Origin of the sequence: Pseudomonas sp. PB106, from assembly GCF_009764645.1 — a bacterium.
Classification (GTDB): domain Bacteria; phylum Pseudomonadota; class Gammaproteobacteria; order Pseudomonadales; family Pseudomonadaceae; genus Aquipseudomonas.
Genome location: NZ_RWIM01000200.1, coordinates 1 through 8,426 on the forward strand (window position 1 = coordinate 1; position 8,426 = coordinate 8,426).

Consider the following 8,426-nt stretch of genomic DNA (forward strand, 5'->3'; position numbering starts at 1 on the left):
CTGCGATCTTTTGATCTTGTTTTAAAGTCAAAAGATCGCAGCCTGCGGCAGCTCCTACACGGGGGTGTAGTGAATCAGCAGTATTAGTGAACACTCGATGACCACCCCACTCCCCTGCTATCACTGTGCCCTGCCCGTCCCGTCCGGCAGCCGCTTCACCGCTGTCGTACTCGGAGAACCCCGCGAGTTCTGCTGCCCGGGCTGTCAGGCCGTGGCTGAAGCCATTGTCGCCGGTGGCCTGGAAAGTTATTACCAGCACCGCAGCGAAGCCTCGGCCAATCCCGAAGCGCTGCCCGTGCAATTGACCGACGAACTGGCGCTGTACGATCGCGCCGACGTCCAGCAACCCTTCGTGCGCCACCAGGGTGAGCTGGCCGAAACCACCCTGCTGATGGAAGGCATCAGTTGCGCCGCCTGCGGCTGGCTGATCGAAAAACACCTGCGCACGCTGCCTGCCGTCGCCGAGGCGCGACTGAACCTGTCCAACCATCGCTTGCACGTCAGTTGGGCCGACGCGCAATTGCCGCTGAGCCAGATCCTCGCCGAACTGCGCCACATCGGTTACGCCGCCCATCCGTATCAGGCGGATCGCGCCAGCGAGCAACTGGCCAGCGAAAACCGTCTGGCCCTGCGCCAGCTCGGCGTGGCCGGGTTGCTGTGGTTCCAGGCAATGATGGCGACGATGGCCACCTGGCCGGAATTCAACATCGACCTCAGCCCCGAGCTGCACACAATCCTGCGCTGGGTCGCGCTGTTCCTGACCACGCCAATCGTGTTCTACAGCTGCGCGCCGTTCTTCAAAGGCGCGATGCGCGATCTGCGCACACGGCACCTGACCATGGATGTTTCGGTCTCGCTGGCCATCGGCAGTGCCTACATCGCCGGGATCTGGACCGCGATCACCGGCGTTGGCGAACTGTATTTCGATGCGGTCGGGATGTTCGCGTTGTTCCTGCTCGCCGGACGCTACCTGGAACGCCGCGCCCGCGAGCGCACCGCCGCTGCCACCGCACAACTTGTGAATCTGTTGCCGGCCTCGTGCCTGCGCCTCGATGCACACGGCCAGAGCGAACGCATCCTCCTCAGCGAATTGCGCTTGGGCGACAGAATTCTCGTGCAACCCGGCTCGGTTTTACCGGCAGACGGCAAGATCATCGACGGCCAGTCAAGCATCGATGAGTCGTTGCTGACCGGTGAATACCTGCCGCAACCGCGAATGCTCGGTGACGCGGTCACGGCGGGCACGCTCAACGTCGAAGGCGCGTTGACCGTTGAAGTGCAGGCGCTGGGGCACGACACACGCCTGTCGGCCATCGTCCGTCTGCTCGACCGCGCTCAGGCGGAAAAACCACGGCTGGCGGAAATCGCCGACCGCGCGGCGCAGTGGTTTTTGCTGCTGTCATTGATTGCTGCAGCCGCAATCGGCCTGCTGTGGTGGGAGCTGGACGCGTCGCGGGCGTTCTGGATCGTCCTCGCCATGCTGGTCGCGACCTGCCCATGTGCGCTGTCGCTGGCGACGCCGACCGCCCTCACTGCCGCCACCGGCACCCTGCACAAACTCGGTTTGCTGCTCACGCGCGGGCATGTGCTGGAAGGCTTGAATCAGATCGACACGGTGATCTTTGACAAGACCGGCACGCTCACCGAAGGCCGTTTGGTGCTGCGCTCGATTCGCCCGCTCGGCGCACTCGACAGCGAGCAATGCCTGAGCCTCGCCGCCGCCCTGGAAAACCGTTCGGAACACCCGATTGCCCGCGCGTTTGGCCGCGCACCGCTGGCCGCAGAAGAAGTCCACGGCACGCCGGGGCTTGGCCTCGAAGGTTTGGTGGGCGAGCAACGTGTGCGCATTGGTCAGGCAAATTTTGTCAGCGCCCTCAGCGGCGCCAGTGTGCCGACGATGCCAAACGAGGCGGGCCAATGGCTGCTGCTGGGTGACGCTCAAGGGCCACTGGCGTGGTTCGTCCTCGATGATCGCCTGCGCGACGACGCCCCCGCCCTGCTCGCCTCGTGCAAGGCGCGCGGTTGGCGCACGTTGCTGCTCTCGGGTGACAGCTCGCCGATGGTCGCCAGCGTCGCCGCCGAACTCGGTATCGACGAGGCCCGTGGCGGCTTGCGCCCTGACGATAAACTGCAAGTCTTGCAGCAACTGCACAAGGAAGGTCGCAAAGTGTTGATGCTCGGCGACGGCGTCAATGACGTGCCGGTGCTGGCGGCGGCCGACATCAGTGTGGCCATGGGTTCGGCCACCGATCTGGCGAAAACCAGCGCCGATGCGGTGCTGCTGTCCAACCGTCTCGACGCTTTGGTGCAAGCCTTCACGCTGGCGCGACGCACCCGTCGAGTGATCATCGAGAACCTGCTATGGGCGGCGCTGTACAATGGCCTCATGTTGCCGTTCGCCGCCCTCGGCTGGATCACTCCGGTGTGGGCTGCCGTCGGCATGTCGATCAGTTCGTTGACCGTGGTGCTGAACGCCCTGCGCTTGACTCGCCTGCCGAGTCTGCCAAAGGCCAGCGCCTCGTCAGAAACCCGCCCGCTGCCGGCCTGAGCCGCGCGGGCATGGAGTACAGATGCCAGCTCTCTACGTGATGATCCCGGCCGCACTGCTGATCGTGGCCATCGCCGTGTACATCTTCTTCTGGGCGGTGGACAGCGGTCAGTACGACGACCTCGACGGCCCGGCGCACAGCATCCTGTTCGACGATCAGGATCCGAACCACACCGCGGCAGTGGACGAAGCCAACGCCGGCAAACCGGACGACAAGGCACCGCCCCATGCTTGAACTGGCGCCCTTGCTGGTTTCGGCGCTGATCCTTGGCCTGCTCGGCGGCGGCCATTGCCTGGGCATGTGCGGCGGTCTGATGGGCGCGCTGACGTTGGCGATCCCGAAAGAGCAACGCAGTCGACGCTTTCGCTTGCTGCTGGCCTACAACCTTGGGCGAATCCTCAGTTATGCCACTGCCGGATTGCTGATCGGTCTTGCGGGCTGGGCGGTGGCGAACAGTCCGGCGGCGCTGTTCATGCGCGTGCTGGCCGGATTGCTGCTGATCGCCATGGGTCTGTATCTGGCCGGCTGGTGGAGCGGACTGACCCGCATCGAAAGCCTGGGTCGCGGCCTGTGGCGTTACATTCAGCCAGTGGCCAACCGCCTGCTGCCGGTGTCGAGTCTGCCCCGTGCGTTATTGCTGGGCGCGTTGTGGGGCTGGCTGCCGTGTGGGCTGGTTTACAGCACGCTGCTATGGAGCGCGAGTCAGGGCAATGCGCTGGACAGTGCGTTGTTGATGCTTGCGTTTGGGCTGGGGACGTGGCCGGTGTTGCTCGCCACCGGGCTTGCCGCAGAACGCGTCACCGCCATTTTGCGCAAACGCAGCGTGCGCATGGCCGGTGGTTTGCTGGTCATCCTGTTCGGCATCTGGACATTGCCCGGCCCGCACCAGCATTGGCTGATGGGGCATTAAAATCAAAAGATCGCAGCCTGCGGCAGCCCCTACATTGGAATGTATCCCCCTGTAGGAGCTGCCGCAGGCTGCGATCTTTTGATCTTATGCTGTTGATGCAAATCAAGTGCCCCATCGCCGCACCCCGATAGACTCGCCACACTGCCAGCCTATCCGGGGGAATGCCCGCATGCTCGACGCCATTCGTTGGGACTCTGATCTGATCCGCCGCTACGACCTGGCGGGGCCGCGCTACACCTCCTATCCGACCGCTGTGCAATTTCACAGTCAGGTCGGCACCTTCGACCTGTTCCACGCCCTGCGCGACAGCCGCAAGGCCCTGCGCCCGTTGTCGCTGTACGTGCATGTGCCGTTCTGCGCGAACATTTGCTACTACTGCGCCTGCAACAAGGTCATTACCAAGGATCGCGGCCGCGCCTTGCCTTACCTGCAACGGCTGGAGCAGGAAATCCAGCTGATCGCCTGTCACCTCGACCCGGCGCAGAAAGTCGAGCAACTGCACTTCGGTGGCGGCACGCCAACCTTTCTCAGCCACGACGAACTGCGTCAGTTGATGGCGCACCTGCGCAAGCATTTCAATATGCTCGACGACGACTCCGGCGATTACGGCATCGAAATCGATCCGCGCGAAGCCGATTGGTCGACCATGGGTTTGCTGCGCGAGTTGGGCTTCAACCGCGTCAGCATCGGCCTGCAAGACCTTGATCCAACGGTGCAGCGCGCGGTCAATCGCCTGCAAAGTCTGGAAGAAACCCGTGCGGTGATCGACGCCGCGCGCACCCTGCAATTTCGCTCGATCAACGTCGACTTGATCTACGGCTTGCCCAAGCAGACCCCGGAGAACTTCGCCCGCACCGTCGAAGAAGTCATCAGCCTGCAACCGGACCGGCTCTCGGTGTTCAATTACGCACACCTGCCGGAGCGCTTCATGCCGCAGCGGCGGATCAACGCCAGCGACTTGCCATCGCCCGCTCACAAGCTGGAGATGCTCGAGCGCACCATCGAACAACTGACCGCCGCCGGCTACCGCTATATCGGCATGGATCACTTTGCCCTGCCCGACGACGAACTGGCGGTCGCTCAGGAAGAAGAAACCTTGCAACGCAATTTCCAGGGTTACACCACCCACGGCCATTGCGATCTGATCGGCTTGGGCGTTTCCGCGATCAGCCAGATCGGTGATCTGTACTGCCAGAACAGCAGCGACCTGAACCAATACCAGAACACCCTCGCTGCCGCGCAGCTGGCGACCAGCCGCGGCTTGGTGTGCAACGCCGATGATCGACTGCGCCGCGCCGTCATTCAGCAACTGATCTGCAATTTCAGCCTGGAATTCGCCGAGATCGAGCAGCAGTTCAACATCGATTTTCAAGGCTATTTCGGCGCGCTGTGGCCGCAACTGCAAGGCATGGCCAACGACGGCCTGATTGAGCTTGATCGCGAACGGATCGAAGTGTTGCCGGCGGGTCGCCTGCTGGTGCGCTCGGTGTGCATGGTGTTTGACGCCTACCTTGAGCAACAGAACCGCCAGCGTTTCTCGCGGGTGATTTAGTTTTTCGTCAGCAGTGAGCCGACTTTCAGGTTCTGATCCGCTGTCATGCCCGACTGCCCGACTACTTTGGACAAGGCCAGATTGGCGGTGATCAGCCCCGTGTTCAGCGCGGCAATGGCGCCGCGCAGAGCCGCGACCTTGTTGATCTTTTCTTCGTTGGAAAGACGCTTGTCGGCCATCACCGCTTCGATCAGCGCCTTTTTCTCAGCGATCTGCTTTTGCAACTTGCGGATCATCTTCAGCAATTGCTGGACGTTTTCCGGCAGCCCGCTGTCTTCGATGTCGCTGTTTTCGCCACCGACACTGGCGGCTTTTGCAATCGATGCACCGGACAGCGACACTTTGACGCCCTCGACCAAGGTCGGGGTTGCCTCTTCGGTCGAGCCTGATTCGCGTGCATTGCCAGGCGAAGTTTTCAACGTTTCCGGCATGGCCGCAACGTCGCTGTTACCGGGGCCCAGCGTGCCAATGGCGGTCATCGAAGCCTTCCTTGTATGCGTTCTGATACCTGTTTATCGGCGGCTTGCCTTGGGGCTTTATGGCTGTAGGGCAAAGTCGCCTCAGACTGGCCTGAATGTCCTCCTGTGGGTTACCCTTACGGCTTATGTGTGTTTTCCCACAAGGATTAAAGAAATGTCCGAGCCAGTTAAACTGCGCGCTCACAACCAGGCCCATTGCAAGGATTGCAGCCTGGCCCCTCTCTGCCTGCCACTTTCTCTGAATCTGGAAGACATGGATGCGCTGGACGAAATCGTTAAACGCGGCCGCCCGTTGAAAAAAGGCGAGTTCCTGTTCCGTCAGGGCGACACGTTCGATTCCGTTTATGCAGTACGCTCCGGCGCCCTGAAAACCTTCAGCCTGAGCGACAGCGGCGAAGAACAACTGACGGGCTTCCATCTGCCGAGCGAACTGGTCGGCCTGTCCGGCATGGACACCGAGAAACACCCGGTCTCCGCCCAAGCGCTGGAAACCACCTCGGTCTGCGAAATTCCTTTCGAACGCCTCGACGAACTGGCTCTGCAACTGCCGCAGCTACGTCGTCAGTTGATGCGCGTGATGAGCCGTGAAATCCGCGACGACCAGCAAATGATGTTGCTGCTGTCGAAGAAAACCGCCGACGAGCGCATCGCCACGTTCCTGGTCAACCTGTCCGCACGCTTCCGCGCTCGCGGCTTCTCGGCCAACCAATTCCGCCTTGCAATGTCGCGTAACGAAATCGGCAACTACCTCGGTCTGGCCGTGGAAACCGTGTCCCGCGTGTTCACCCGCTTCCAGCAAAACGAGCTGATCGCCGCCGAGGGCAAGGAGATTCACATCCTTGACCCGATCCAGCTCTGCGCGCTGGCCGGTGGTTCGATCGAAGGCTGATCTCGATCCGCGGTTGAGCGAAGCGTTTCAGCCGCGGGTATACTGCGCCGTTTGCAGCCCTGCCAGGACACCTCGACGATGGTCTTCGACTCCTTCGACATCAAATCCCTTATCCGCCCCGTGATCGACTTCCCGAAACCGGGCGTGATCTTTCGCGACATCACCCCGCTGTTCCAGTCGCCGACGGCCCTGCGCCTGGTGATGGACAGCTTCGCCCACCGTTATGTCGAAGCCGACTTCACCCACATCGGCGCGATGGATGCCCGTGGTTTCCTGATCGGTTCGGTACTGGCCTATCAGCTGAACAAGCCGCTGGTGCTGTTCCGCAAGCAAGGCAAACTGCCGGCGGACGTGCTGGCCGAAGGTTACGCCACCGAGTACGGCGAAGCGTTCCTGGAAGTGCACGCCGACAGCCTGTGTGAAGGCGACTCGGTGGTGATGTTCGATGATTTGATCGCGACCGGCGGCACGCTGATTGCCGCGGCCAACCTGATTCGCCGGATGGGCGCGCGGGTGCATGAAGCGGCGGCGATCATTGATTTGCCGGAGCTGCAAGGTTCGCAGCGTCTGCAGGACATGGGCATTCCTACCTTCTGCCTGACGCAGTTTGCCTTGACCGATAAATAATCGGCGATTTCACTGACGCCATCGCTGGCAAGCCAGCTCCCACAGTGATTTCGGTCGTTCACAAATTTTGTATACGCCAAAGACACCTGTGGGAGCTGGCTTGCCAGCGATGACGCCAGTTGCTTCACCCATTATTCAAAGCCCCATCTGCTTGCTGATGATCTCGTTCATCACTTCTCGCGTCCCGCCGCCAATCGACAGGATGCGGTTATCCCGATACAGCCGCTCCACCAGACTCTCGCGCATGTAACCGAGCCCGCCGAGAATCTGCACCGCCTCCGTGGTGATCCGGTCCGAGGTGTCCGTGGCAAAGTTCTTCGCCATGGAAATCTCCTTGATCACGCTCTGCCCCGCTGCCATTTTCGCCGCCTGCCGATAGGTGAATTCCCGCGACACCTCCAGCGCCGTGGCCATCTCTGCCAACCGATGCTTGATCACCTGAAACTTGCCAATCGGCTTGCCGAACGCCTCACGCTCACGCGCCCATTTCAGGCTCTCCTCCAGTGCAAGCTGCGCCGTCATGTTGGCCATCAGTGCCAGCGCCAGACGTTCGCTTTGAAAGTTGCCCATGATGCAGGCGAAGCCCATGTTCTCGGCGCCGATCAGATTGCCTACAGGCACCCGGCAGTCGTCAAAGAATAATTCCGCCGTGTCCGATGCCCACCAGCCCATTTTCTTCAGCTGACGGCCGACGGTGAAGCCGGGCGTGCCCTTCTCGATCAACAACAGGCTGATGCCGCCGAAACCCGGCGCACTGGTGCGCACCGCGACGGTGTAGAAATCGGCGCGTACGCCGCTGGTGATAAAGGTTTTGCTGCCGCTGACCCGGTAATAATCGCCATCACGCACGGCGCGAGTCTGCAGATTGGCGACGTCGGAGCCGCCGCCCGGTTCGGTCACGGCCAGGGCGCTGATTTTTTCGCCGCGGAGCACTTGCGGCACGACGCGATCACGCACCTCGGGGCGCGCCCATTTGACGATCGGTGGCAGGCCGATATCCAGCGAGCCCAGCCCCGCCACTAGCCCGCCAGAGCCGCAGCGCATCAGTTCCTCACTGGCGGCGACTTTGGCGAACAAGTCGCCTTCATGGCTGCCACCGAGCGCCTCGGGGTAACCGATGCCGAGGATGCCGGCGGCGCCGGCCTTCAGGTACAGCTCACGGGGGAAGCTTTCGGCTTCTTCCCACTGATCAATGTCCGGCAGGATCTCGCGCTCGACGAAACGTCTGACGCTGTCGCGGACCAATTGGTGGCTGGGGTCGAAGTATTCCTGAAAGGCAGGCATGGGCGAGCTCCACGGAAGGGTTCGCCGAAGTTAACCGAGCGCTTGCTTGGTTTACAAGATACAGAAGATCAAAAGATCGCAGCCTTCGGCAGCTCCTACAGGGAAACGCATTCCAAGGTAGGAGCTGCCGAAGGCT

Annotated in this window: 8 protein-coding genes; 6 read left to right on the forward strand and 2 right to left on the reverse strand. The window is 61.7% G+C overall.

Going from position 1 to position 8,426, the window contains the following annotated elements; translation table 11 throughout:
* The first annotated feature begins 97 nt into the window (after positions 1-97).
* From EJA71_RS24945 to hemN, 4 genes are all read left to right on the forward strand, one after another.
* Positions 98-2,548 carry a heavy metal translocating P-type ATPase gene (locus EJA71_RS24945; protein WP_158960310.1) on the forward strand — a complete coding sequence of 817 codons (2,451 nt, stop codon included), beginning with the start codon at positions 98-100 and terminating at the stop codon, positions 2,546-2,548.
* A gap of 22 nt (positions 2,549-2,570) precedes the next feature.
* Entirely contained in the window at positions 2,571-2,783 is a 213-nt protein-coding gene (gene ccoS / locus EJA71_RS24950; RefSeq protein ID WP_039763029.1) for a cbb3-type cytochrome oxidase assembly protein CcoS, read from the forward strand.
* Positions 2,776-3,459 (forward strand): sulfite exporter TauE/SafE family protein, encoded by a 684-nt coding sequence (locus EJA71_RS24955; RefSeq protein WP_016984739.1) that lies wholly within the window; start codon positions 2,776-2,778, stop codon positions 3,457-3,459. The genes ccoS and EJA71_RS24955 overlap by 8 nt, the downstream gene beginning before the upstream one ends.
* 169 nt (positions 3,460-3,628) lie before the next feature.
* Positions 3,629-5,011, forward strand: a complete 1,383-nt coding sequence (gene hemN / locus EJA71_RS24960; RefSeq protein WP_158960313.1) for an oxygen-independent coproporphyrinogen III oxidase — start codon at positions 3,629-3,631, stop codon at positions 5,009-5,011.
* Here hemN and EJA71_RS24965 read toward each other — a convergent pair.
* Complete coding sequence (locus EJA71_RS24965; RefSeq protein WP_158960315.1) at positions 5,008-5,490, reverse strand: hypothetical protein; 483 nt, start codon at positions 5,488-5,490, stop codon at positions 5,008-5,010. The two genes, hemN and EJA71_RS24965, sit on opposite strands and share 4 nt — an antisense overlap.
* A gap of 154 nt (positions 5,491-5,644) precedes the next feature.
* Here EJA71_RS24965 and fnr point away from each other — a divergent pair, with 154 nt between their 5' ends.
* Together fnr and EJA71_RS24975 are read left to right on the forward strand one after the other, a co-directional pair.
* Positions 5,645-6,379, forward strand: coding sequence for a fumarate/nitrate reduction transcriptional regulator Fnr (gene fnr, locus EJA71_RS24970; RefSeq protein ID WP_129391522.1), 735 nt, complete (start codon positions 5,645-5,647; stop codon positions 6,377-6,379).
* 78 nt (positions 6,380-6,457) lie between these two features.
* Complete coding sequence (locus EJA71_RS24975; RefSeq protein ID WP_024012326.1) at positions 6,458-7,006, forward strand: adenine phosphoribosyltransferase; 549 nt, start codon at positions 6,458-6,460, stop codon at positions 7,004-7,006.
* Positions 7,007-7,141: 135 nt separating this feature from the next.
* On the opposite strand, the gene EJA71_RS24980 is transcribed toward EJA71_RS24975, so the two are convergent.
* A complete protein-coding gene (locus EJA71_RS24980; RefSeq protein WP_158960318.1) occupies positions 7,142-8,290 on the reverse strand; it encodes an acyl-CoA dehydrogenase family protein in 1,149 nt (382 codons plus the stop codon).
* Positions 8,291-8,426: the final 136 nt, after the last annotated feature.

What these genes read in the sequence shown, in the direction of transcription:
- EJA71_RS24945 (WP_158960310.1), top strand. Translation starts at nt 98, where the DNA reads ATGACCACCCCACTCCCCTGCTATCACTGTGCCCTGCCCGTCCCGTCC.
- ccoS (WP_039763029.1), top strand. Translation starts at nt 2,571, where the DNA reads ATGCCAGCTCTCTACGTGATGATCCCGGCCGCACTGCTGATCGTGGCC.
- EJA71_RS24955 (WP_016984739.1), top strand. Translation starts at nt 2,776, where the DNA reads ATGCTTGAACTGGCGCCCTTGCTGGTTTCGGCGCTGATCCTTGGCCTG.
- hemN (WP_158960313.1), top strand. Translation starts at nt 3,629, where the DNA reads ATGCTCGACGCCATTCGTTGGGACTCTGATCTGATCCGCCGCTACGAC.
- EJA71_RS24965 (WP_158960315.1), bottom strand. Translation starts at nt 5,490, where the DNA reads ATGACCGCCATTGGCACGCTGGGCCCCGGTAACAGCGACGTTGCGGCC.
- fnr (WP_129391522.1), top strand. Translation starts at nt 5,645, where the DNA reads ATGTCCGAGCCAGTTAAACTGCGCGCTCACAACCAGGCCCATTGCAAG.
- EJA71_RS24975 (WP_024012326.1), top strand. Translation starts at nt 6,458, where the DNA reads ATGGTCTTCGACTCCTTCGACATCAAATCCCTTATCCGCCCCGTGATC.
- EJA71_RS24980 (WP_158960318.1), bottom strand. Translation starts at nt 8,290, where the DNA reads ATGCCTGCCTTTCAGGAATACTTCGACCCCAGCCACCAATTGGTCCGC.